The organism is Streptomyces sp. NPDC048441, from assembly GCF_043200235.1.
In the GTDB taxonomy this organism is placed as follows: Bacteria; Actinomycetota; Actinomycetes; order Streptomycetales; family Streptomycetaceae; genus Streptomyces.
This window is the reverse complement of sequence record NZ_JBICXM010000006.1, coordinates 134,540-156,909: the sequence shown is the minus strand read 5'-3', so window position 1 is coordinate 156,909 and position 22,370 is coordinate 134,540. Positions and strand designations below refer to the sequence as shown.

Genomic DNA, 22,370 nt, shown 5'->3' with positions numbered 1-22,370 from the left:
CTGCGCAGGTCAGGGGCGTGCTAGGGGCAATTGTCAGTGGCGTGGTGCACGGTTGGAATCACAGCCGGGCCAGATGCGTCCGGACAAGCTGGAGGGGGATCGCTCCATGACCGTGTCCGTCGACTCGATCGCCTCGACGACCTTGGCAACGCCGACAACCGAGAACCGGGCCGCGGGTGAGGCGGAGGTGCTGCGGCCGCACGCCGAGCACACCTTCGCCGCCGAACTGGCCGCGCTCGCCGCGCAGGACGACCGGCCCCGGCCCGCCCGCTGGCAGCTCTCGCCTTGGGCCGTCGCGACGTATCTGCTCGGCGGCACGCTGCCCGACGGGACGGTGATCTCGCCGAAGTACGTGGGCCCGCGCCGTATCGTCGAGGTCGCCGTCACCACCCTCGCGACTGACCGCGCCCTGCTCCTTCTCGGCGTGCCCGGCACCGCGAAGACCTGGGTGTCCGAGCATCTGGCGGCGGCCGTCAGCGGTGACTCGACGCTGCTCGTGCAGGGCACGGCCGGGACGCCGGAGGAGGCGATCCGGTACGGCTGGAACTACGCGCAGCTGCTCGCGCACGGCCCGAGCCGCGACGCGCTCGTGCCGAGTCCCGTCATGCGGGCCATGCGCGACGGCATGACGGCACGGGTCGAGGAGCTGACACGCATCCCCGCCGACGTGCAGGACACGCTGATCACGATCCTGTCGGAAAAGACCCTCCCCATACCGGAGTTGGGTCAGGAGGTGCAGGCCGTCCGGGGCTTCAACCTCATCGCCACGGCCAACAACCGCGACCGCGGGGTCAATGACCTGTCGAGCGCGCTGCGCCGCCGCTTCAACACGGTCGTCCTTCCGCTGCCGGAGAGCGCCGAGGCCGAGGTGGACATCGTCTCGCGCCGCGTGGACCAGATCGGGCGCTCGCTCGACCTGCCCGCAGGGCCCGAGGGAATCGACGAGATACGCCGCGTCGTCACCGTCTTCCGCGAGCTGCGGGACGGCGTCACGGCTGACGGGCGTACGAAGGTGAAGTCGCCGAGCGGCACGCTCTCGACCGCAGAGGCGATCTCCGTCGTCACCAACGGCCTTGCGCTTGCCGCCCACTTCGGGGACGGCGTGCTGCGCCCTGGCGATGTCGCCGCGGGCATCCTTGGCGCGGTCGTCCGCGATCCGGCGGCGGACCGGGTGATCTGGCAGGAGTACTTGGAGGCGGTGGTCCGTGAGCGTGACGGCTGGAAGGACTTCTACCGCGCTTGCCGTGAGGTGAGTGCGTGACGGGTGACGGGTGGCGGGTAACGGGTGCGGGCGAGTTGTGGGTGTGGGTGTGGGTGTGGGGCTGACGGTGGCCGGTAGTTAGGACAGAGAGGGGGCGGACATGAGCGATGAGGTGCGTGAGGCGCGGAAGCGGTCGGGCGAGGGGCCGTTGCTGCTCGGGGTGCGGCATCACGGGCCGGGGTCGGCGCGCGCGGTACTGGCCGCGCTCCAGGAGAGTGCGCCGAGTGTGGTGCTGATCGAGGGGCCACCGGAGGCCGACGCGCTGGTGGAGCTCGCGGCGGACGAGGGGATGCGGCCGCCGGTGGCGCTGCTCGCGCATGTGGTGGACGAGCCGGGGCGGTCGGCGTTCTGGCCGCTTGCCGAGTTCTCGCCGGAGTGGGTCGCGATCAAGTGGGCGGCGGGGGTCGGGGTTCCGGTCCGGTTCATGGATCTTCCGGCGACGCATTCGCTGGCGCGGGCGGAGGAGGGGGCAGAGGAGGAAGGGGTAGAGGAGGGGGAGTCAGGGGCGCCGGACACGGTGCGGATCGATCCGCTTGCTGTGCTCGCCGAGACGGCCGGGTACGACGACCCCGAGCGGTGGTGGGAGGACGTCGTCGAGCACCGGGGTACTGGCGGGGACGCGTTCGCGCCGTTCGACGTGCTCGGCGAGGCCATGGGGGTGCTGCGCGAGGAGTACGGGAGCGGGGGGCACGACCGTGACCTGGTGCGTGAGGCGTACATGCGGATCCAAGTGCGGGCGGCACAGCGGGAGTTCGGTGGAGGCGACGAGGTGGCTGTCGTGTGCGGGGCCTGGCATGTGCCTGCCCTGCGCCGCAAGGTGACCGTGGCGGCGGACCGGGAGCTGCTCAAGGGGCTGCCCAAGGTGAAGGTGGACATGACCTGGGTGCCCTGGACGCACCGCCGCCTCTCCAGGGCCAGCGGATACGGCGCGGGGATCGCGTCGCCCGGCTGGTACGGGCATCTGTTCAGCGCACCCGACCGCCCCGTGGAGCGCTGGCTGACCAAGGTCGCGCGGCTCCTCAGGGACGAGGACAGGCTCGTGTCGTCCGCGCACGTCATCGAGGCGGTGCGGCTCGCGGACACGCTCGCCGCGATGCGGGGTCGTCCGCTGCCGGGGCTCACCGAGACGACGGACGCGGTCCGGGCGGTGATGTGCGAGGGCTCGGACGTCCCGCTCTCCCTCGTGCACGACAAGCTGGTCGTCGGGGATGTCCTCGGGGAGGTGCCGGACTCGGCGCCGGCGGTGCCGTTGCAGCGTGACCTCACACGCCTCCAGCGGAAGCTTCGGATCAAGCCGGAGGCTCTCGAGCGGGAGTTGGAGCTCGACCTGCGCAAGGAGACGGACGCGGGGCGCAGCAGGCTGCTGCATCGGCTCCGGCTCCTCGGGATCGGCTGGGGCGAGCCCGTCGAGTCGCGGGGGAGTACGGGTACGTTCCGGGAGACCTGGCGGCTGCGGTGGGAGCCGGAGCTTTCCGTGCGGGTCGCGGAGGCGGGGGTGTGGGGGACCACGGTGGTGGCGGCGGCCACCGCGAAGGCGGAGTCCGACGCCATCGGGGCCCGTGCTCTCGCCGACGTCACCTCGCTCGCCGAGCGGTGCCTGCTGGCCGAACTGCCGGATGCGTTGCCCGTGGTGATGCGGGTTCTCGCGGACCGGGCTGCGCTGGACGCGGACGTGGGGCATTTGGCACAGGCGTTGCCCGCGTTGGTGCGGTCCCTGCGGTACGGGGATGTGCGGGGGACGGACACGGTTGCCCTCGGCGAGGTGGCCGTGGGGCTCGCTGAGCGGGTCTTCGTCGGGCTGCCGCCCGCGTGCGCGGGGCTCGATCAGGACGCGGCGCTCGAGTTGCGGGGGCATGTGGACGCGGTTCACCTGGCGGTGGGGCTGCTGGGGGAGCTTGGTGCCGGTGCCGGTGCCGGCACCGATGGCGGGCCTGCCGAGGGTGGCCGTCCGGGCGGTATGCAGGGGCGGTGGCGGGGCGTTCTGCGGGTGCTGGGGGAGCGGGACAGTGTGGCTGGGGTGGTGCGGGGGCGGTGTGTGCGGCTGTTGTTGGACGGCGGAGGGCTGGCGGAAGGGGAGGCCGCTCGGTTCATGGGGCTCGCGTTGTCCCGGGGGACCGAACCCGCTGAGGCCGCCGCGTGGATCGAGGGGTTCGTCGGTGGCGGGTCCGGGGGCGGCATGTTGCTCGTCCATGACGAGCGGCTGCTCGGCCTTGTCGATGACTGGCTGAGCGGAGTTCCGGACCGCGCCTTCATTGACGTACTGCCCCTGCTGCGGCGCACCTTCTCAGCGTACGAACCAGGCGTGCGGCGGACGCTGGGTGAGCTGGTGCGGCGGGGGGCGGGGGCCGGTGGCGGCTCCGTGTCCGTCGCCAGCGGGATACCCGGCTTCGGGGCTGAGCTTGATGAGGGGCGGGCGGATGCTGTTCTGCCGGTGCTGAGTCTGTTGCTCGAGGGAAGGGCCGGGGCCGGGGTCGGGATGGAATCCGGGGCTGGCGTCGGCGTCGGTGATGGCAGTGGCAGTGGCAGTGGCAATGAGCTTGTGGGGGCGGGCTGATGACGCAGGATGTGGCTCGGGGCAGGGCTCAGGGTCTGACGGTGGGCGTGGGTCGGGGCGTGACGGGAGATGAGGTGGTGGGCGTGGCAGAGGGCGTGAGGGCAGGTGTGGTTCGGGGAGGGGCTGCGTGTGTGGCTCAGGGGGAGGCTGGGGGCGCGGCAGAGGGTGTGACGGTGGGGGTGGCCCGGGACGGGGCCGCAGCTGTGGTTCAGACGGAAGCCGCGGGTGTGGGTCTGGGCGGGACCGCAGGCGTGGCTCAGGGCGAGGCTGGAGTTGGGGATCGGGGCGTGACGGGAGATGAGGTGGTGGGCGTGACGGTGGGCGTGGGTCGGGGCGGGACTGCAGGCGTGGCTTCGTGCGGGGCCGTAGCTGCGGTTTCGGGTGGGGCCGTAGTCGCGGGTTTGAGTATGGCGGCAGGTGGGGCTCAGGGCGTGGCTTCGGGTGCGGCAGGTGGGGCTCAGGGCGTGGCCTCGGGAGCGGTGAGTGGCCGGGCGGGGGGGCCTGCGGAGGAGCGGATGCGGCGGTGGCGGCTTGTGCTGGGGGGAGATGCGGCGGACGGTACGGGATGTGCGCTTGCCGGGCAGGATGCGGCGATGGATGGGGCGCTCGATGCGTTGTACGGGGGCGGGGGGAAGAAGGATCGGGGGCGGGACCGGTCGGCGGGGCTCGGAGCCTCCGCGCCGTCCGTCGCGCGCTGGCTCGGGGACATCCGGACGTACTTCCCTTCGTCCGTCGTCCAGGTCATGCAGCGTGACGCCATCGACCGTCTTGGGCTTTCCGCGTTGCTTCTGGAGCCGGAGATGCTGGAGGCCGTGGAGGCCGATGTGCATTTGGTGGGGACGTTGCTGTCCCTCAACAAGGCCATGCCCGAGACCACCAAGGAGACCGCACGCGCCGTCGTGCGCAAGGTGGTCGAGGACCTGGAGAAGCGGCTCGCCACGCGCACTCGCGCCACCCTCACCGGCGCGCTAGACCGCAGCGCACGCGTCAGCAGGCCGCGCCACCACGACATCGACTGGAACCGCACGATCGCGGCCAACCTCAAGAACTACCTGCCGGAGTACAGGACGATCGTGCCCGAGCGGCTCATCGGGTACGGGCGGGCATCGCAGTCGGTGAAGAAGGAGGTCATCCTCTGTATCGACCAGTCGGGCTCGATGGCCGCGTCCGTCGTCTATGCCTCGGTGTTCGGTGCCGTGCTCGGTTCGATGCGGTCGCTCAACACGCGGCTCGTCGTCTTCGACACGAACGTCGTCGACCTGACCGATCAGCTGGACGATCCGGTGGACGTGCTGTTCGGCACGCAGCTGGGGGGAGGGACCGACATCAACCGGGCGCTCGCGTACTGCCAGTCGCAGATCACCAGGCCCGCCGACACAGTCGTCGTCCTCATCAGCGACCTCTACGAAGGAGGCATACGCAACGAGATGCTGAAGCGGGTCGCGGCGATGAAGGCGTCCGGGGTGCAGTTCGTGACGCTGCTCGCGCTCTCCGACGAGGGGACGCCCGCGTACGACCGCGAGCACGCGGCAGCGCTCTCGGCGCTGGACGCGCCGGCCTTCGCGTGTACCCCGGATCTCTTTCCGGAGGTGATGGCAGCGGCGATCGAGAAATGTCCCCTTCCCATACCGGACATGAGTACCCATCGGTAACGGGGGACTTGCGCGAGGGCGGGCGCTCCATGCGAGGATCGGCGGGCTTCATTCCGCCTTGCCTCAGTGCTTGTCTCGGTACTTGTCTTGGTACTTGTCTTGGTTTGCTCAGTATCAGTAGAGGATCTACTTCGTCTTGAATCCCACAGCAGTCGCGGTAGCTCTGCCTGATGCCGTCGTGCGCATGGTGCGCGCGGTGGCCGGGCGGCGTGTGCTGCAAGTGCTGCTGCTGCTCGCCGGATTGCTCGTGCTCGGCTTCCTCTGCGGAGAGCGGGCGCAGGCGGCGGACGGGCTGTCCGCTCCCGATGGCGTGGAGCGGGTGGAGCCCGTACGTGATGCGGTGCGGGCCGGGCACGAGGTGGCGCGCGAGGCGCCGGTCAAGTCTGCCGCCGAGCCTGTCGTTCGTACTGTGCGTGGCGTTGTGCGGCCGGTCCTCGATGAGGCCACCGGAGCTCGAGTCCCCCTCCCTGTCCCCGCCCCTGACAGTGCGCCGCCTCGGGGGTTGCCCGAGGCGCCCGCCATGCCTGAGCTGCCGAGCCTGCCGAAGCCTGGTCCCGGTGATAGTGACGGTCCCAGCGCCGGTGATGGCGGCGACTCGGATGCCGGGGCCGGCGACTCCCGTACCGAACCTCAGGCACACAAGGCGCGGAAAGAGTCCGGGGCGCGGGGCGAGTTCTCGTACGGCACTGGCACCGGCACCGGCACCGGCACCACGTGTCCGGGCGGCCGGCCCGTGGGTGGCGTTGTCTCGTCCGGCGGTGACACCTCGGACGATGCGCACCGCACCGGGCACGAGCCGTTCCCCGCGCCCGGTGATCCGGGGCGGACGCTGAGCGGTCAGGCGGCCGGTGACGGCAATTCCACGCGGCACGGCGATCCGGGTGCCGCCTCGCTCGGCAGCAATGGTGCGCCGGTGCGGCTTCTGCAGGGTGCCGGGGCCTCTCAGGTCGCCGTGCCGATCCGCGACAGACACCGGGACATTCTCGAATTCCCTGGCTAGGGCAGCCCTTTCCCCGCGAAGACCTGCCGCGCGGGGGTGGCAAAGGTCTGCCCGCCGACCGGACGTCGTATGGACGTATCCGGGTCGGATTCACAGCCAGAGTTCGAAGGATCTGAAGCACGCATGAACAAGAACATCCGTCGTTCCATCGTCATAGCCGCCGGTGTCACGGGCGCGTGGGCGCTCGGTTCCGCCGTGGCCAGCGCGGACGAGCTGCCCCAGCACTCAGTCGCCCTGCCGGACAACACGTCCGACGCGGTCGCGGACGTCACCGGTGATGTAGCCGGTGATGTCACCGGTGACGTCGCCGACGTCCAGGGCAAGGCGAAGTCCACTGTCGCCGAGGCGAAGTCCACCGTGGCCGGCGCGAAGGCCGCCGCCCACAAGGCGGCAGCTCCGAAGGCCGCCGCCCCCAAGGCCGACCTCCCCCAGGTCGAAGCCCCCGACGTGACCACCCCCAACGTCACCACCCCCAACGTCACCACCCCCAACGTCACCACCCCCGACGTGACCACCCCCGTGGACTCCGTCGACTACCTCTTCGGACCTCTGTCGGCCTTCGCCCCGGAGGTCGAAGCCGCCGCGACGCAGGCCCCGGCGACCGCCACGCAGACCGCCACTCCCATCGTCGACGAGACGGCCACGGCCGTGCTGCCGCCCGTCGCCGGAACCGCCGTCGACGGTGTCGTGCCGGTCGCCGGGCAGGCGGTGAATGACGTCACCTACCTGGCGCAGGGCGTCGTGGGCGATGTGCAGCCGTTCGCCGGTGGGGTCGTCGGTGAGGTTCCGCCGTTCGCGCAGGGTGTCGTCGGCGACGACGTGCAGCCCTTCGCGGACGGTGTCGTCGGCTCGGTATCGCCGCTCGTGCAGACCGTCGCCGACCAGGTGCGGCCCGTCGCGCAGGGGGTCGGCGGCAGCGCGGACCAGCTGGCGTACGGCGTCACGGGCGACGTCCGCCCGTTCGCCGGTGGCGTCACCGGCCAGGTCTCGCCCTTCGCGCAGGACCTGACGGGCACCGTCTCGCCCGACGCGCAGTCGCTCGCCGGTAACGCCGTCACGGGCGTCCAGGGCGTGGCGGACTCGGTCGCTCCGAGCTACCTGCCGACGTACGAGCAGGCGTACAACGCGACGTACAACGCAGCGCACAACGCAGCGCACAACGCAGCGCACAACGTCTGACAGCGCGAGCTGTATCAGGTGTACCAGGTGTATCAGGCGTAACAGGTGCAAACGGGCGGTCCCTGTCACCGCAGGGGCCGCCCTCCCCATATGCGGATTCGAAGGTGGATTCGTATGCCGATTCGCGATCTGTGACAGTCATCACCGCCCAAATGTGATCTGCGATTTAGGGACCCACGGTCCACGGCGATAACCTGCGAGACGGACATGCCGCGTACCGGACTCCGTCCTACGCCTCTCTTGTGACAGCGCAGTCACGTTGCCCTCCGCGGCACGCCCACGCAGACAGCTGACCACAAAGCAGCGAGATCGCAGCGAGATCACGGAAAAGGGACGGACGCGCGTGGACCTGTTCGAGTACCAGGCGAGGGACCTCTTCGCCAAGCACGGTGTACCGGTGCTGGCCGGTGAAGTCATCGACACGCCTGAGGCGGCGCGCGAGGCCACCGAGAAGCTGGGCGGCAAGTCGGTCGTCAAGGCACAGGTGAAGGTCGGTGGCCGCGGCAAGGCCGGTGGCGTGAAGCTGGCAGCCAACCCCGACGAGGCCGTCGCTCGTGCGACGGACATCCTCGGCATGGACATCAAGGGCCACACGGTCCACAAGGTGATGATCGCCGAGCTGTCCCCGGAGATCGAGGCGGAGTACTACGTCTCGTACCTCCTCGACCGCACCAACCGCACCTTCCTCGCCATGGCGTCGGTGCAGGGCGGCATGGACATCGAGGAGGTCGCGGAGAAGACTCCCGAGGCCCTCGCGAAGGTCCCGGTCAACGCCGTCGACGGCGTGAGCATCGAGAAGGCCCGCGAGATCGTGGCCCAGGCGAAGTTCCCGGCCGACGTGGCCGAGGGTGTCGCCGAGGCCATGGTGACCCTGTGGGACACCTTCGTCGCCGAGGACGCGCTCCTCGTCGAGGTCAACCCGCTGGTGAAGACCAAGGACGGCCGCATCCTGGCCCTGGACGGCAAGGTCTCGCTCGACGAGAACGCCGACTTCCGCCAGGCCGACCACGAGGCGCTCGAGGACAAGGACGCAGCCAACCCGCTCGAGGCTGCTGCCAAGGCCAAGAACCTCAACTACGTCAAGCTCGACGGCGAGGTCGGCATCATCGGTAACGGTGCCGGTCTGGTCATGTCGACCCTCGACGTCGTCGCGTACGCCGGTGAGGCGCACAACAACGTCAAGCCGGCCAACTTCCTCGACATCGGCGGCGGCGCTTCGGCCGAGGTCATGGCGAACGGCCTGGAGATCATCCTCGGCGACCCGGACGTCAAGTCCGTCTTCGTCAACGTCTTCGGTGGCATCACCGCGTGCGACGAGGTCGCCAACGGCATCGTCCAGGCGCTTGAGCTTCTCAAGTCCAAGGGCGAGGCAGTCACCAAGCCGCTGGTCGTGCGTCTCGACGGCAACAACGCGGAGCTGGGTCGCAAGATCCTGAGCGACGCCAACCACCCGCTCGTGCAGCGTGTGGACACCATGGACGGCGCGGCCGACAAGGCCGCCGAGCTCGCGGCCGCGAAGTAAGGACGAGGGACTAAACAGCCATGGCTATCTTCCTCAACAAGGACAGCAAGGTCATCGTCCAGGGCATGACCGGTGCCACGGGCATGAAGCACACCAAGCTCATGCTCGGCGACGGCACGAACGTCGTCGGCGGCGTGAACCCGCGCAAGGCGGGCACGAAGGTCGACTTCGACGGTACCGAGGTACCGGTGTTCGGCACCGTCAAGGAGGCGATGGAGGCCACCGGCGCCAACGTCTCCGTCCTCTTCGTGCCGCCGGCCTTCTCCAAGGCCGCCGTCGTCGAGGCGATCGACGCCGAGATCCCCCTCGCGGTCGTCATCACCGAGGGCATCGCCGTCCACGACTCCGCCGCCTTCTGGGCGTACGCGAAGTCGAAGGGCAACAAGACCCGCATCATCGGCCCGAACTGCCCCGGTCTCATCACCCCGGGTCAGTCGAACGCCGGCATCATCCCGGGCGACATCACGAAGCCGGGCCGCATCGGCCTGGTCTCGAAGTCCGGCACGCTGACGTACCAGATGATGTACGAGCTCCGTGACATCGGCTTCTCCTCGGCCGTCGGTATCGGTGGCGACCCGGTCATCGGCACGACGCACATCGACGCTCTCGCGGCGTTCGAGGCGGACCCCGACACCGACCTGATCGTCATGATCGGCGAGATCGGCGGAGACGCCGAAGAGCGTGCGGCCGACTACATCAAGGCCAACGTGACGAAGCCGGTCGTCGGCTACGTCGCCGGTTTCACGGCGCCCGAGGGCAAGACCATGGGTCACGCCGGGGCGATCGTGTCGGGCTCGTCCGGCACGGCTGCCGCCAAGAAGGAGGCCCTTGAGGCCGCCGGTGTCAAGGTTGGCAAGACGCCTACCGAGACCGCCAAGCTGGCGCGGGCCATTCTGGCTGGCTGAAGCTTGACCTAGCTGTTGAAGGTGGGCCCGCATCTCACTTATGTGAGATGCGGGCCCACCTTTTTGTCTGCGGGTCGGCTGTGGCCGGGCGCGCAGTTCCCCGCGCCCCTTGCGGGGCGCCCGCCCCTCACCTCGCTTGTGGCGTCAGTCTTTCCGGGCCGCTCGACAGGTCCTCGCGGAGTTTCCTGTGGAGGAGCTGGTCCCCGTACGTCAGAGGGCCCGGACCCATCCTCGGGGGTACGCCGCTGATGGCCTTGCCGGGAGACTGGGGTGGTTCGTAGTGCGTGGGGGCCGTGCGCAGCGTCAAGGCCGTGGCGCCGACGATCAGTGCCGTGAACGCGATCGCCGCTCGGGTCCAGAAGCGGGCGCGGGTTTCGCTGCCGGTGCGTACCAGGCCCGCGTTCGGGGGGCGCAGTTTCTCGGCGCCGCAGAGTTCGCCGAGGCGCTGGTGCAGGGCTTCGGGTGTCGTCGCGACGTCGGGCAGCCTGTCGGCGATGGCGTCGCGCGCGTTCAGGAGGCGGCCCGCCGCCGCGGGTGTGCTCGCCTCCGTCTCGGCCGCGGTCTCGGGCAGGTCGAGCCCGACGCCGTCGTAGAGCAGCAGGGTGCGGCGCTGCGCGGGCGGCAGGCTCATCAGTACGGCGAGGAAGGCGCGGTCGGCCGGATCGGCGGGCGGGGCGTCCGGCTGCCGGTGGGAGCGGCGGAGGCGGTGCCAGGGGGACATCGCGTACTCGTACGCCGCCGCGCGCACCCAGCCCTCGGGGTCACGGTCGACGGCGACCTCGGGCCAGCGCTGCCAGGCGAGCTGGAAGGCGCGCTCGACGGATTCCTGGGCGAGGGTGCGGCGGCCGGTGAGCAGGTAGGTCTGGCGTACGAGGCCGGGGGCGCAGTTCGTGCAGAGCGCGTCGAAGGCTTCGGCGGGGGTGGTGACGGGGGTGGCGACGGGGGTGGTCGCGGCCGTGGGGGGCGTGGACGGCTCGGGCTGCCGTTCGGGCTGCCGTTCGGGCTGCCGTTCGGGCTGAGCGACGGCCGGGGCCCGCTCCGGCCTCGTGTGACCGTTTATCGCCGCGCCCACCGGGATGCGAGCAGGGGACTTGCGGCCCTTGGTGTCGTCGACGGGCGGGGCCAGGTCCTTGGCCCAGCTGGGGCGCCGTACGGAGCGTCTGCCCGAGACGGAGCCCGAGACGGAGCCCGAGACGGTCTGCTCGTTCGCGAGCTCGGCGAGCAGCTTCGCGTAGACGTTACGCCGTCGCCCGCGTGGTGCCGTGCGGCCCGACTCCCAGGAGCGGACCGTTTCGCGCGTGACGCCGATCTTCGCGGCGAGCTCGGCCTGGCTCAGGGACTTCGCCTCGCGCAGACGTCGGCGTTCCTTGGGGGACGGCAACGCAGTGGCAGGGCTCTGGGTCATGTCGGACTCTCCGCGCCGTGGGCCGTGGACGTGGGCCGTCGTGCGGCGGGCAGCCGGGCGTGGCTGGTCCGACGTACGAAAAAGTACATAAACGTATCTTGTGCGACACATCCGGTATTCGCCTGTTACGGGGAGAAAGCGCGTGTCGTTGGGAGCATGGCGGTGTGACTCAAATCACCGACCGCAGCTCTCCGTTGCCGCCCCTGAAGCCGCTGTTCGTGCGGGCCCGCGACCGTTCACCCGGCCTCGCGACCTGTCTGTTCGGCGGAGCCGTCGCCGCGGGGCTCGGGCTCGGCTCGTGCGCCGTCCTGGTGATGGTCCTCTGGATCAGCTCGCCGTATCCGGACAGCGGGCCCGACGGGGCGCTGCATGTCGCCGCCGCGCTGTGGCTGATCGCCCACGGCGCCGAACTGATCAGGACGGACACGCTCTCCGGGGCCCCGGCGCCGGTCGGTGTCACGCCCTTGCTCCTCATCGTGCTGCCGGGCTGGCTCGTGCACCGGGCGGCGCGGGACGCGGCGGATCCGGAGGGGCGGGGGATGGCGCCGCGGACCGCGTGGTGCGGGGTGGTCGGCGGCTATCTGCTTGTCAGCGCCGCGGCGACGCTGTACGCGGCAGGGGGCGAGCTGCGGCCGTCGTGGCTGAGCGCCGCGTCGCACCTGCCGGTGGTCGTGGCGGGGGCGGCCGCGGTGGGCGTCTGGACGGCGCTCGGACGGCCGCCGGGTTCGCTGCCTGGCCTGGTGCGGTCCGGCCTTCGCGCGCTGCCGGAAGGGGTACGTCCCTACTTCGTACGCCGATACCTCCTTGCCGTCACGCGGGCCGCGGCGGCGGGGACACTGGTGCTCGTCGGCGGTGGAGCGCTGCTGGTGACGGTCTCGCTCGGGCTGCACGCGGGGCTGATGAGAGCGTCGTTCGCGCAGGTCACGGACGTGTGGTCGGGCCGATTCGCGGTGCTGATGCTCGCCGTGGCGTTGGTGCCGAACGCGGCGGTGTGGGGCGCGGCGTACGGGCTCGGCCCCGGCTTCGCCCTGGGCACGGGGAGCGTGGCGGGGCCGCTCGGCGTGGGCTCCGGGCCGCTCCTTCCGTCGTTCCCGCTGCTCGCGGCGGTACCGGAGGAAGGCCCCGGGGTGCCGTTGACGTGGGCGGCGGGTGCGGTGCCGGTGGCGGCGGGGATCGCGCTCGCGTGGTTCACCGTGCGGGCGGCGGCGCCTGCGTCCGGGGAGTGGGACCAGGCATGGTCGAAGAGCCGGACGGCGCTGGTCGCGGGGGCGGCGGCGGTGCTGTGCGGGGCGGCTCTCGCGGGGCTCGCGGCGCTGGCGGGCGGCCCGATGGGGGTGGCCGTCCTGGCCGACTTCGGGCCGGTGTGGTGGCAGACGGGGGCGGCGGCGCTGGGGTGGACGGCGGCGGTGGGAGTGCCGGGCGCCTTGGCGGTGCGGGCCTGGCGGTTGCGAGCTCGCCGGACTGTGCCGCGGTGGGCTGCGCCCCGCTTGGCGTGGGTCAGGGTGCCGAGGCCGCGGGTTCCGCGGCTGCGTGTGCCTCGCCTGAGCCTTCCCCGGATCCTCCGCCGCCGTCAGAAGCCACCGGTTCCGGTGCCGCCTGCTCCGGAACCGTTCGAGCCGTACGACTTCCTGCCGGTCCCTACGGGCGACACGACGGACTGGGGTGCATCGACCTGGCACGACGATGCGTCCCGCGAGGCCCGCTGGGCGGCACTGCGGGACGCGAACACGGAGGAGAGGCAGCCGCCGGAGGCTTGAGGGGGCGGGGGGTGAGGGGGGTGCGGGAGGTGCGGGAGGTGCCCCGCTGGACTGGCTGAGCAGTGCATTTCCCTTGCGCGGCGCTCGCAGCCATCCCAGCGCCAGGAAGGCGAGCTGGCTCAGCCTTTCGACCTGGCCAGCCAGCCAGCCAGGCCAGTCCTCCGGCCGGCTCAGCCCTTCGAACAGCCCAGGTCAGGCCGCCTCGGCCAAGACCAGGCCGCCTCGGCCAAGACCAGGCCGCCTCGCCCAGCCCAGGCCCCTCGCCAAGACCAGGCCAGGCCCCCGGCCAGGATCAGTCGCGGTCGCCCAGCAGCGGCCGCAGCTGCTCCGGCAGGAGGCTCTCGCACTGTTGCTTCGACTGGCTCGTGAGCGCGTCGCTCACGCACGTGTAGTAGTCCCGGTACACCAGCTGTGCCGCGAACGTCGCCGCCACCATCGCCAGCGCGAGCGACGCCGTCACCAGGCCGCTGACCGCCGCCGTGGTCTGCGGCTTCGTGCTCGCGGGCTCGGCCGGGGGCCGCTGCGCCGTCGGGTCCGGCTGCTTCGGCTTCGCCCGCAGGGCGCTGATGCCCCAGTTCAGCGCGAGCGCGCCGAGGAGCAGGGCGACGTACCGCCAGCCGAAGAGCGCGAAGAAGAAGGCCCACATACCGGAGAGCAGGGCGTAGCGCGCGCGGCGCTGGGCCGGGTCGGTCGGGTCCCAGCGCATACCGGAGCCGGAACCGGGGCCCGAAGGGCCGCCTTCCTGGCCGGGGCCACCGCCCTGCTGGCCAGGCCGCTCGCCGAAGCCGCCGTCCTGGGAGCGTCCAGGCTGCCGGTCGCTCCACTGGCTGCCCCAGGGGGAATGGTCCTGGTCGTCCGGGGTGTCGCCGCCATTGCCCGGACGGGGTCGCCACGGCTGGTCCGGCGTTCCCTCCGGCGGCGGGGCGAAGGGATTGTCGTCCTTCTTCTCCTCGGAACCGGAACCGGAGCCGGACGAACCGGACCCTGACGAGCCGGAGCCCCCCGAGTCCTGGGAATCCTGCGGCGGGGACGACGGGCGGCCGTCACGCAGCAGCGTCGAGCCGCGCTCCCCTCCATGCGTCAACCCGAACGCGAAGGACAGCGGGAGGCGGAGGCTACGGTCCGGCATCAGGTGTGCGTCTTCCCCTTGGTCGAGCTTGGTCGAGCTTGGTCGAGCTTCGTCGAGCCTGGTCGAGCCTGGTCGAGCGAACTTCTGGACGGTGTGACGTCTTATCTGGACGGTGTGACGTCTTATGACGTCTTGGTGCAGACGCTACCTTCCGGCCGCGCCCCCGTCCCGTGAGGGCCCGCATCGTGTGCCGGTATCGTTGCTGACGGTCGGCCGCTTCGTAGAGTTCCCCGTATCGCGGGGCATGAAGCTTTTGTACGACCCTACAAAGACGCACCTCCCGAGAAAGGGCCCCGCTGTGGCCAAGAGCCCTGTGGCCAAGCGCCTCGTCGTGCTGGTCTCCGGATCCGGCACGAATCTGCAGGCTCTGCTCGACGTGATCGCCGCCGAGGGGGCGACCGGCTACGGCGCCCGCGTCGTCGCGGTCGGCGCCGACCGCGAAGACATCGTCGGGCTCGAGCGTGCCGAGCGCCTCGGGATCCCCACCTTCATCTGCAAGGTGAAGGATCACGCGACCCGCGCCGAGTGGGACGCCGCTCTCGCCGAGGCGACCGCCTCGTACGAGCCCGATCTGGTCGTCTCCGCCGGGTTCATGAAGATCGTGGGGAAGGAATTCCTCGCACGGTTCGGCGGCCGGTTCGTCAATACGCACCCCGCCCTGCTGCCCAGTTTCCCGGGGGCCCACGGTGTGCGCGACGCGCTCGCGTACGGCGCGAAGGTCACGGGATGCACCGTCCACTTCGTCGACGACGGCGTCGACACCGGCCCGATCATCGCCCAGGGCGTGGTCCCGGTCGGGGATGAGGACGACGAGAGCGCTCTGCACGAGCGCATCAAGGAAGTCGAGCGAAGGCTGCTCGTCGATGTCGTGGGGCGCCTGGCCCGCAACGGCTACCGCATTGAGGGACGAAAGGTATTTATCCCGTGACCGCCGAAGGTACCGAAGGTACGCAGCGCCAGATCAAGCGCGCGCTCATCAGCGTCTATGACAAGACCGGGCTCGAGGAGCTCGCGCGCGGTCTTCACGAGGCCGGCGTCGAGCTCGTCTCGACCGGTTCGACCGCCGCGAAGATCGCCGCCACCGGGGTGCCCGTCACCAAGGTCGAGGAGCTGACCGGCTTCCCCGAGTGTCTCGACGGCCGGGTCAAGACGCTGCACCCCCGCGTGCACGCCGGGATCCTCGCCGACCTGCGCCTGGAGGACCACCAGCGCCAGCTCGCCGACCTCGGCATCGAGCCGTTCCAGCTGGTCGTGGTGAACCTCTACCCCTTCAAGGCGACCGTCGCCTCGGGTGCGACGCCCGACGAGTGCGTCGAGCAGATCGACATCGGCGGCCCCTCGATGGTCCGCGCCGCCGCCAAGAACCACCCCTCGGTGTCGGTCATCACGAGCCCCGCCCGATACACGGACGTGCTCGCCGCCGTCCGTGACGGAGGCTTCGACCTGACCGCGCGCAAGCGCCTGGCCGCCGAAGCGTTCCGCCACACCGCCGAGTACGACCTCGCTGTCGCCTCCTGGTTCGCCGACGACTACGCGTCGGACGGCACGGACCACCCCGAGTTCCTCGGCAGCGCGTACGCCCGCAAGAACGTCCTGCGCTACGGCGAGAACCCGCACCAGGGCGCCGCCCTCTACGTCGACGGCAATGGCGGCCTCGCCGAGGCCGAGCAGCTGCACGGCAAGGAGATGTCGTACAACAACTACACGGACACGGACGCCGCGCGCCGTGCCGCGTACGACCACGCCGACCCCTGTGTCGCGATCATCAAGCACGCCAACCCGTGCGGCATCGCGATCGGTGGGAACGTCGCCGAGGCGCACCGCAAGGCGCACGCCTGCGACCCGCTCTCCGCGTTCGGCGGCGTGATCGCCGTCAACCGCCCGGTCTCCAAGGAGATGGCCGAGCAGGTCGCCGACATCTTCACCGAGGTCATCGTCGCGCCCGAGTTCGAGGACGGCGCGCTCGAAGTCCTCACCAAGAAGAAGAACATCCGCGTTCTGCGCGCTCACCAGGCCCCGTCCAACACCGTCGAGGTCAAGCAGATCGACGGCGGCGCGCTCCTCCAGGTCACCGACCGCCTCCAGGCGGACGGTGACAACCCCGCCAACTGGACGCTCGCCACGGGCGAAGCCCTGAACGCGGGCGAGCTCGCCGAGCTCGCCTTCGCGTGGAAGGCGTCGCGTGCGGTGAAGTCCAACGCGATCCTGCTCGCCAAGGACGGCGCTTCGGTCGGCGTCGGCATGGGTCAGGTCAACCGCGTCGACTCCGCGAAGCTCGCCGTCGAGCGTGCGGGCGAGGAGCGCGCGCATGGTGCGTACGCCGCTTCGGACGCGTTCTTCCCGTTCCCCGACGGCCTGGAGATCCTGACCGCCGCGGGCGTCAAGGCCGTGGTGCAGCCGGGCGGTTCGGTCCGTGACGAGCTGGTCGTCGAGGCCGCGAAGAAGGCGGGCGTGACGATGTACTTCACGGGTACGCGGCACTTCTTCCACTGAGCCGCAGCAGGGTCCGGCGCCGGTGGCCTCACCGCCGCCGGACCCCCGCCGCGAGGCCTGGCGTGCGGCGGGTTCAGGTGAGCTTGCCCGACTTCACGGTGCGGAGGAGACGGGCGAGAGCGGCGGGGCTGGTGGCCAGCTCTGTTGCGGGGTGGTCGCTTTCGCGGAGGTGGATGTTCTGGGGGGTGGGGGCTGCGAGTTCCACGCAGGCGTTGCCGTCGCCACCCCCGGAGAAGGTGGACTTCTGCCATTTTTTGGGAGTGCTCATGGCCTGTCTCAAAGTTCCTTCGCCATCTGGTGGATGAAATCCCGTGATCGCTCAGGGGAGAGCGACACCTTCTCCACCTTACGGAAGAGCGTTCGAAAGCGCGCTAGTTGAGCTTCCGTATCAAGGAACCCGGTGCCGTGCGGAGCATCCCGCAGGACAGTGTCCAGCTGGGGAATCGCGCCGCCCGCGTAGACCATCGCGCTGCTGGAACCGGCGAAGCCGTCCAGGTCGAACGGGATGACCCGCACGGTGACGTGCGCCGCTTCGGACAGCTCTAGGACGCGGGCGAGTTGGGCCCGGTAGGCCGGGCGATCGCCGACCCGGAACCGTAGGGCGGATTCGTGGATCACCGTCTCGTACGGGATGGGTTCGGGACCCTCAATGACGACGCGGCGCTGCGTGCGGTGGCTGACGCGGGGCTCCAGTTCACTTTGCGGGAGCGCGGGTACGCGAAATGAGAAGAGCGCGCGGGCGTAATCCTCTGTCTGTAGAAGCCCCGGAACTTGGAGGAAGTCCACGTCACGCCTCAAGGTGGCGTGCCACTCCAGCTCGGACAGGTCCAGGAACGGAGCGGGCAGGATCCCTCGGTACTCCTCCCACCAGCCGTGCGTGCGGTCGGTCGCCATACCCGCCAGCGCATCGATCAACGCTTCGTCCGCGCATGCGTAGTGAGCTGCCAGGCGACGTAGGCGCTCCTCGCTCACACCGGCGATGCCGGACTCGATCTGGCTCATCTGGGCGGAGTCGGCGCCGATCAACGTGGCTGCTTCGCGGCCCTTGAGCCCTGCGGCTTCACGTAGTTTGCGCAGCTCGGCACCCAGGCGTACCTGACGTGCTGTTGGCTGCCGTCTTCTGGCCATGATCTCTCCTTGCTTCAACAGCCTTGGAACGGTGCCTCGTTCGAGGGCAGATTAGGGCAGCGGCTTGCGTGGGTCCAAGTTTGGACCCTACTGTCAGTGACGCGTCGCAAACGCTGCGAGACCGGGAGCCCGGAAGCGCACCACGCCGTCATGCCATGACGGCCGTGACATGGCCACCGCCCGTCGACCGCCGCGAACTCCTCACACCTTCGCACCACTTGGAGTTCAGCCATGCACGGAACCGACGAAGACCACCCGGCCCATCCCGGCCCCGATCTCGAGCCCGGCCCCGAGCCCTGGGAGTACGTCCTCTCCATCCCGCACGATCCCCGGGCCGTCCCCGTCAGCCGCCACACCCTGCGCATCATCCTCACCGCGCACGGCCTCGCCCACCTCATCGACGTGGCTGAACTGCTCGCCACGGAGCTGGTCTCCAACGCCGTACGCCACACGAAGGGCCCGGCAGCCCTGCGCCTGCGCTGGTCGTGCGGCGTGCTGCGGGTCGGCGCGTGGGACGCCGACCCGACCCCGCCCGCGCCCCCGCTGAACCTGGCAGCCGGTCTCGGCGCCGAGGAGGGCCGGGGCCTTGAGCTGGTGCGGGCCTGCGCCGATGGCTGGGGCTGGCATCCGTACGCGACGAGCGGCGACACCGGCAAGTACGTGTGGTGCGAACTCGGCGCCGCGTAGCCCTTCTCCGCGCAGTTCGTTGACCATGCCGAACAGGAAGGAGAGCTGATGGTCAGCTCGTCACACGAGGCGCTGCACCGGATCTTCCAGAAGGACCCGGCGCTGCTGACTCGTGCCTGCCAGCGCCTGCTGCACATTCCGTTCCCGGAGCCGCGTGAGATCGCGGTCCTGAACGCGGATCTCACCGAGATCGAGCCGGTCGAGCGGCGGGTGGACACCCTGCTCCGGGTGGACACCGAGGAGGGGGACTATCTGCTGGTCGTCGAGTCGCAGGGGAAGAAGGACGAGGACAAGCGGGGGAGTTGGGCGTACTACCTCTCGTATCTGTACGCGAAGTACCGATGCGAGCCGGTGTTGATCGTGCTGACCCAGAGCACGGCGACGGCCCGCTGGGCGGCGCGGCCCATCCAGCTCGGACTGCCCGGCTGGCACTCGCTGACGGTGAGACCGCTGGTCCTGGGTCCGGACAACGTGCCGCTGATCACGAACGAGCGGGATGCCGCCCGCGACGTCCCGCTCGCGGTGTTCTCGGCGATGACGCATGGCAAGGGGCCGGGGGCGGCGGCCATACTGGATTCTCTGGCCGCCGCCTTGGAAACGATTGACCCCGAAAGCGCGGCGGTGTTCGCGCAGCTTGTCGAGTCAGGCCTGGTCGACCCCCAGGCGAAGCAGATCTGGAGGGACATGATGGCGACGATCAACTACTTCTTCCGGCACGAGGTCGCCGAGAAGGTGCGTGAGGAAGGCCGCGAGGAAGGCCGTGACGAAGCTCGGGTCCAGGAGCGGGTGACGATGATCCTGCGCACTCTCGTATGGCGCGGGATCCAGATCTCGGACGCCGAGCGGGAGCGAGTGCTCGGCACCACGGATCTGGGCCAGCTCGCCACCTGGCTCGACCGCTCCTACCAGGTCGCCGACGCGCGGGAACTGTTCGCCGAGGGGAGCTGAGCCGCGCGGTGAGATCCCGCAAGTGACCCCAGCGGCACGGATTCCCCAGCGGCGCGGATTGCTGGAAAGTCCCGGTTGCACCCGCCAGGACGACGGCGCGCACCGGGACTTTCCAGCAACGCAAAGACATCGGCTCAGCGTAGGGGGAGAACCCACGGGCCGTGCCCCCTCGACAGGGTGAGCACGGCCCGTGGGTGTGAATCGCGTGTGGTGCGCGGTGGTTTCTCGCCTCAGTAGCGGGGGCGGTTGAACCACGCGGTGCCGCTCGGCACGACCGGGGCGATCGTGATGATGACGGCGAAGGTGACCCAGATCAGCGGGCCGATGATCGCGGTCGCGAGACCCGAGTCGAGGCCGATGAACAGGCCGATCAGGCCCACGACTCCGCCGAGCGCGCCGTAGATGACCGTGGTGATCCGGATACCCTGGCCGCCGCGGCTGAACTTCACGCCGAGCGTGATCGAGAGGGCCGCGAGAGCGGCCGCGATCAGGGCGACCACGATGAGGATTCCGGCAATGGCGTCGCCGCCGTCGCCCACGCTGCCGAAACCGTAGTCGTCGGCGCTGTCGGAGACATCGCTCGCGATGGCGCCGATGTACAGGTAGACGATCGCGGCGAGTATCTGCACTGCCGAGATCAGGAACAGGAAGACGCGCGCGGTGACCAGGAGCCCCGGCATCGACTGCGGCATCATGTTGCCGCCCGGGTAACCGGGGTACGCCGGCTGCTGCGGATAGCCGTAGCCCTGCTGCGGCGGGACGCCGGGCGGGGCCTGGGGATAGCCGTACCCGGGAGCGGCCGGGGGCTGCTGGGGCGGCTGCCCGTAAGGGTTGTTCGGGTCGCCGTAACTCATGGCGGTCTTCCTCCGTCGGGTAATGCGGGGACGACGCGGCACATCACGGAGGAAGTTCTACAGATGCGGTCCGTCCCCCCGACACTGCCCGCGGCACTGTGTCGCATATCGTTCTTTAGGCCAGGCTTATTTGTCCAGCCGCATTCCGTATGTGTTGTGCAAGTGCAACAAGGCTGGTCAGCTCCTGGGACACGGCCGGGACATTGCCGGGACACAGGTGGGACACAGGAGCTCCGGGGGAGCGCCCGGATTGGTACCGGGCGGGGCTCATCCGGGAAGATGGAGTCATGACCGCCCAGATTCTCGATGGCAAGGCCACCGCAGCCGCGATCAAGTCCGAACTGACCGCCCGCGTGGCGGCCCTGAAGGAGAGGGGGCACACTCCCGGCCTGGGGACTGTCCTGGTCGGTGACGACCCCGGCAGCCAGAAGTACGTCGCGGGCAAGCACCGCGACTGCGCGCAGGTCGGCATCGCCTCCATCCAGCGTGAACTGCCCGCCACCGCGACGCAGGACGAGATCGAGGCCGTCGTCCGCGAGCTCAACGAAGACCCCGCCTGCACCGGCTACATCGTGCAGCTCCCGCTGCCCAAGGGCATCGACGAGAACCGCGTCCTCGAACTGATGGATCCGGACAAGGACGCCGACGGCCTGCACCCGATGAACCTCGGCCGCCTCGTCCTGAACGAGCCCGCGCCGCTGCCCTGCACGCCCTTCGGCATCATCACGCTGCTCCGTCAGTACGGCGTGGAGATCAACGGCGCCGAGGTCGTGGTCGTCGGCCGCGGTGTGACGATCGGCCGCTCGATGCCGCTCCTGCTCACCCGCCGCTCGGAGAACGCGACGGTGACGCAGTGCCACACCGGCACACGCGACCTGGCCTTTCACCTGAAGAAGGCCGACATCATCGTGGCCGCGGCGGGTGTCCCGCACCTGATCAAGCCCGATGACGTGAAGCCGGGCGCCGCGATCCTGGACGTCGGTGTCTCGCGCGACGAGTCCGGCAAGATCGTCGGCGATGTGCACCCGGGCGTCCGCGAGGTCGCCGGGTGGATCTCGCCGAACCCCGGTGGCGTCGGCCCGATGACGCGCGCCCAGCTGCTCGTCAACGTGGTGGAGGCGGCCGAGCGCGCCGCGTCCGCTGCCGCGAGCTGACCGGGAAAGGTGCAGCCCATGAGCGCGGAAGCTGATCAGGGGGCGGCGTCTTCGGGGGAGGCCCCGGATGGTGTCGAGGCCCCGAAGGCTGTCGAGGACCCGAAGGCCGAGGAGGTCCCGAAGACCGAGGAGGTCCCGAAGACCGCAGAGGTCCCGGCTACCGACTCGGCTTCGGCGACCGACGCGGCTCCGGACGCCGCCTCAGACGCGGACCCCATCGAGGACGCAGAGGCGAAGGGCGCCGTCAGCGGTCCTGGTCCTGACGGGCCGAAGAAGACCACGCGGCGCTTCCCCCTCCTCACCCGGGACACCGCGCGGCCCGAGGGCGGCGGCCGGGCCGCGGGCGGCGACGCCCCCGCGCCCGCCCGGCAGTGGCCGCTGCTCAGCGTGCTCTCGACGGTGGGACTGGGGCTGCTGCTCACGGCCTTCGACGTGTTCCGCGTCGGCACGGTGCTGATCGGCGTCGCGCTGATCGGGGGCGCCGCCATGCGGTGGGCGCTGCCCGGCGTCGGTATGCTCGCGGTGCGTTCGCGCTTCACGGACATGGTCACGTACGGGGCACTCGGCCTCGCCATCGTGCTGCTCGCGCTGATGGCGCAGCCGAATCCGCTGCTGGAGATCCCGTTCCTCGACGACACGTTGCACTTCACGATCGACAGTTAGACGGTTCCAGGTAACTAGTGCCACGGCGGTGGCCCGTCCCCTCCCCCGAGGAGGGCGGGCCACCGCCGTCGCATGTTCG

General features: G+C 70.3%; 19 protein-coding genes. 14 read left to right on the top strand and 5 right to left on the bottom strand.

Translation table 11 applies throughout. The annotated features are described in order from the left end of the window. The first annotated feature begins 106 nt into the window (after positions 1–106). From ACGFSB_RS16900 to sucD, 7 genes are all read left to right on the top strand, one after another. A complete protein-coding gene (locus ACGFSB_RS16900) occupies positions 107–1,261 on the top strand; it encodes an AAA family ATPase (RefSeq protein ID WP_393399398.1) in 1,155 nt (384 codons plus the stop codon). A 100-nt stretch (positions 1,262–1,361) separates the two neighbouring features. Beyond that, entirely contained in the window at positions 1,362–3,815 is a 2,454-nt protein-coding gene (locus ACGFSB_RS16895) for a DUF5682 family protein (RefSeq protein ID WP_393399396.1), read from the top strand. A 515-nt stretch (positions 3,816–4,330) separates the two neighbouring features. Next, the gene (locus ACGFSB_RS16890) at positions 4,331–5,467 is read left to right on the top strand and encodes a vWA domain-containing protein (RefSeq protein WP_393399394.1); all 1,137 of its coding nucleotides are present in this window, start codon (positions 4,331–4,333) and stop codon (positions 5,465–5,467) included. 136 nt (positions 5,468–5,603) lie between these two features. Further along, on the top strand, positions 5,604–6,467 hold the full coding sequence (locus tag ACGFSB_RS16885) for a hypothetical protein (protein WP_393399392.1): 864 nt from the start codon (positions 5,604–5,606) through the stop codon (positions 6,465–6,467). A 123-nt stretch (positions 6,468–6,590) separates the two neighbouring features. Beyond that, on the top strand, positions 6,591–7,646 hold the full coding sequence (locus tag ACGFSB_RS16880) for a hypothetical protein (protein WP_393399389.1): 1,056 nt from the start codon (positions 6,591–6,593) through the stop codon (positions 7,644–7,646). Between the two features lie 343 nt (positions 7,647–7,989). Beyond that, on the top strand, positions 7,990–9,168 hold the full coding sequence (gene sucC / locus ACGFSB_RS16875) for an ADP-forming succinate--CoA ligase subunit beta (RefSeq protein ID WP_393399386.1): 1,179 nt from the start codon (positions 7,990–7,992) through the stop codon (positions 9,166–9,168). A 20-nt stretch (positions 9,169–9,188) separates the two neighbouring features. Then, positions 9,189–10,073 carry a succinate--CoA ligase subunit alpha gene (sucD, locus tag ACGFSB_RS16870; protein ID WP_393399383.1) on the top strand — a complete coding sequence of 295 codons (885 nt, stop codon included), beginning with the start codon at positions 9,189–9,191 and terminating at the stop codon, positions 10,071–10,073. Between the two features lie 127 nt (positions 10,074–10,200). Here the strand turns inward: sucD and ACGFSB_RS16865 are convergent, their stop codons facing one another. Next, positions 10,201–11,478: a helix-turn-helix domain-containing protein gene (locus tag ACGFSB_RS16865; protein ID WP_393399380.1), complete on the bottom strand. Its 1,278-nt coding sequence runs from the start codon at positions 11,476–11,478 to the stop codon at positions 10,201–10,203. 164 nt (positions 11,479–11,642) lie between these two features. On the opposite strand from ACGFSB_RS16865, the gene ACGFSB_RS16860 reads away from it, so the two are divergent. Further along, entirely contained in the window at positions 11,643–13,235 is a 1,593-nt protein-coding gene (locus ACGFSB_RS16860; RefSeq protein WP_393399378.1) for a DUF6350 family protein, read from the top strand. Positions 13,236–13,527: 292 nt separating this feature from the next. Here ACGFSB_RS16860 and ACGFSB_RS16855 read toward each other — a convergent pair whose 3' ends face one another. Beyond that, positions 13,528–14,364, bottom strand: coding sequence for a hypothetical protein (locus tag ACGFSB_RS16855; RefSeq protein ID WP_393399376.1), 837 nt, complete (start codon positions 14,362–14,364; stop codon positions 13,528–13,530). Between the two features lie 298 nt (positions 14,365–14,662). Between ACGFSB_RS16855 and purN the strand changes: the two genes are divergently transcribed. Both purN and purH read left to right on the top strand, forming a co-directional pair. Beyond that, the gene (purN, locus tag ACGFSB_RS16850; protein WP_393399374.1) at positions 14,663–15,292 is read left to right on the top strand and encodes a phosphoribosylglycinamide formyltransferase; all 630 of its coding nucleotides are present in this window, start codon (positions 14,663–14,665) and stop codon (positions 15,290–15,292) included. Then, complete coding sequence (gene purH / locus ACGFSB_RS16845) at positions 15,289–16,857, top strand: bifunctional phosphoribosylaminoimidazolecarboxamide formyltransferase/IMP cyclohydrolase (RefSeq protein ID WP_393399371.1); 1,569 nt, start codon at positions 15,289–15,291, stop codon at positions 16,855–16,857. The genes purN and purH overlap by 4 nt, the downstream gene beginning before the upstream one ends. Positions 16,858–16,930: 73 nt before the next feature. On the opposite strand, the gene ACGFSB_RS16840 is transcribed toward purH, so the two are convergent. Next, a complete protein-coding gene (locus ACGFSB_RS16840; protein WP_393399369.1) occupies positions 16,931–17,125 on the bottom strand; it encodes a DUF397 domain-containing protein in 195 nt (64 codons plus the stop codon). 8 nt (positions 17,126–17,133) lie between these two features. Further along, positions 17,134–17,985: a helix-turn-helix domain-containing protein gene (locus tag ACGFSB_RS16835; protein ID WP_393399367.1), complete on the bottom strand. Its 852-nt coding sequence runs from the start codon at positions 17,983–17,985 to the stop codon at positions 17,134–17,136. Between the two features lie 231 nt (positions 17,986–18,216). Between ACGFSB_RS16835 and ACGFSB_RS16830 the strand changes: the two genes are divergently transcribed. Both ACGFSB_RS16830 and ACGFSB_RS16825 read left to right on the top strand, forming a co-directional pair. Continuing rightward, the gene (locus ACGFSB_RS16830; protein WP_393399365.1) at positions 18,217–18,672 is read left to right on the top strand and encodes an ATP-binding protein; all 456 of its coding nucleotides are present in this window, start codon (positions 18,217–18,219) and stop codon (positions 18,670–18,672) included. A 48-nt stretch (positions 18,673–18,720) separates the two neighbouring features. Continuing rightward, positions 18,721–19,620 (top strand): hypothetical protein, encoded by a 900-nt coding sequence (locus ACGFSB_RS16825; protein WP_393399362.1) that lies wholly within the window; start codon positions 18,721–18,723, stop codon positions 19,618–19,620. Positions 19,621–19,850: 230 nt separating this feature from the next. Here ACGFSB_RS16825 and ACGFSB_RS16820 read toward each other — a convergent pair whose 3' ends face one another. Then, positions 19,851–20,474, bottom strand: coding sequence for a hypothetical protein (locus ACGFSB_RS16820; RefSeq protein WP_393399360.1), 624 nt, complete (start codon positions 20,472–20,474; stop codon positions 19,851–19,853). A gap of 287 nt (positions 20,475–20,761) precedes the next feature. On the opposite strand from ACGFSB_RS16820, the gene ACGFSB_RS16815 reads away from it, so the two are divergent. Together ACGFSB_RS16815 and ACGFSB_RS16810 are read left to right on the top strand one after the other, a co-directional pair. Then, entirely contained in the window at positions 20,762–21,628 is an 867-nt protein-coding gene (locus ACGFSB_RS16815) for a bifunctional methylenetetrahydrofolate dehydrogenase/methenyltetrahydrofolate cyclohydrolase (protein WP_393399358.1), read from the top strand. Positions 21,629–21,646: 18 nt separating this feature from the next. Further along, positions 21,647–22,291 (top strand): DUF3017 domain-containing protein, encoded by a 645-nt coding sequence (locus ACGFSB_RS16810; protein WP_393399356.1) that lies wholly within the window; start codon positions 21,647–21,649, stop codon positions 22,289–22,291. The last annotated feature ends 79 nt before the right edge of the window (positions 22,292–22,370 follow it).

Excerpts from the sequence above, each read along its gene's own strand:
- ACGFSB_RS16900 (WP_393399398.1), top strand. The coding sequence starts at position 107 with ATGACCGTGTCCGTCGACTCGATCGCCTCGACGACCTTGGCAACGCCG.
- ACGFSB_RS16895 (WP_393399396.1), top strand. The coding sequence starts at position 1,362 with ATGAGCGATGAGGTGCGTGAGGCGCGGAAGCGGTCGGGCGAGGGGCCG.
- ACGFSB_RS16890 (WP_393399394.1), top strand. The coding sequence starts at position 4,331 with ATGCGGCGGTGGCGGCTTGTGCTGGGGGGAGATGCGGCGGACGGTACG.
- ACGFSB_RS16880 (WP_393399389.1), top strand. The coding sequence starts at position 6,591 with ATGAACAAGAACATCCGTCGTTCCATCGTCATAGCCGCCGGTGTCACG.
- sucD (WP_393399383.1), top strand. The coding sequence starts at position 9,189 with ATGGCTATCTTCCTCAACAAGGACAGCAAGGTCATCGTCCAGGGCATG.
- ACGFSB_RS16865 (WP_393399380.1), bottom strand. The coding sequence starts at position 11,478 with ATGACCCAGAGCCCTGCCACTGCGTTGCCGTCCCCCAAGGAACGCCGA.
- ACGFSB_RS16855 (WP_393399376.1), bottom strand. The coding sequence starts at position 14,364 with ATGCCGGACCGTAGCCTCCGCCTCCCGCTGTCCTTCGCGTTCGGGTTG.
- ACGFSB_RS16840 (WP_393399369.1), bottom strand. The coding sequence starts at position 17,125 with ATGAGCACTCCCAAAAAATGGCAGAAGTCCACCTTCTCCGGGGGTGGC.
- ACGFSB_RS16835 (WP_393399367.1), bottom strand. The coding sequence starts at position 17,985 with ATGGCCAGAAGACGGCAGCCAACAGCACGTCAGGTACGCCTGGGTGCC.
- ACGFSB_RS16830 (WP_393399365.1), top strand. The coding sequence starts at position 18,217 with ATGCACGGAACCGACGAAGACCACCCGGCCCATCCCGGCCCCGATCTC.
- ACGFSB_RS16825 (WP_393399362.1), top strand. The coding sequence starts at position 18,721 with ATGGTCAGCTCGTCACACGAGGCGCTGCACCGGATCTTCCAGAAGGAC.
- ACGFSB_RS16820 (WP_393399360.1), bottom strand. The coding sequence starts at position 20,474 with ATGAGTTACGGCGACCCGAACAACCCTTACGGGCAGCCGCCCCAGCAG.
- ACGFSB_RS16815 (WP_393399358.1), top strand. The coding sequence starts at position 20,762 with ATGACCGCCCAGATTCTCGATGGCAAGGCCACCGCAGCCGCGATCAAG.
- ACGFSB_RS16810 (WP_393399356.1), top strand. The coding sequence starts at position 21,647 with ATGAGCGCGGAAGCTGATCAGGGGGCGGCGTCTTCGGGGGAGGCCCCG.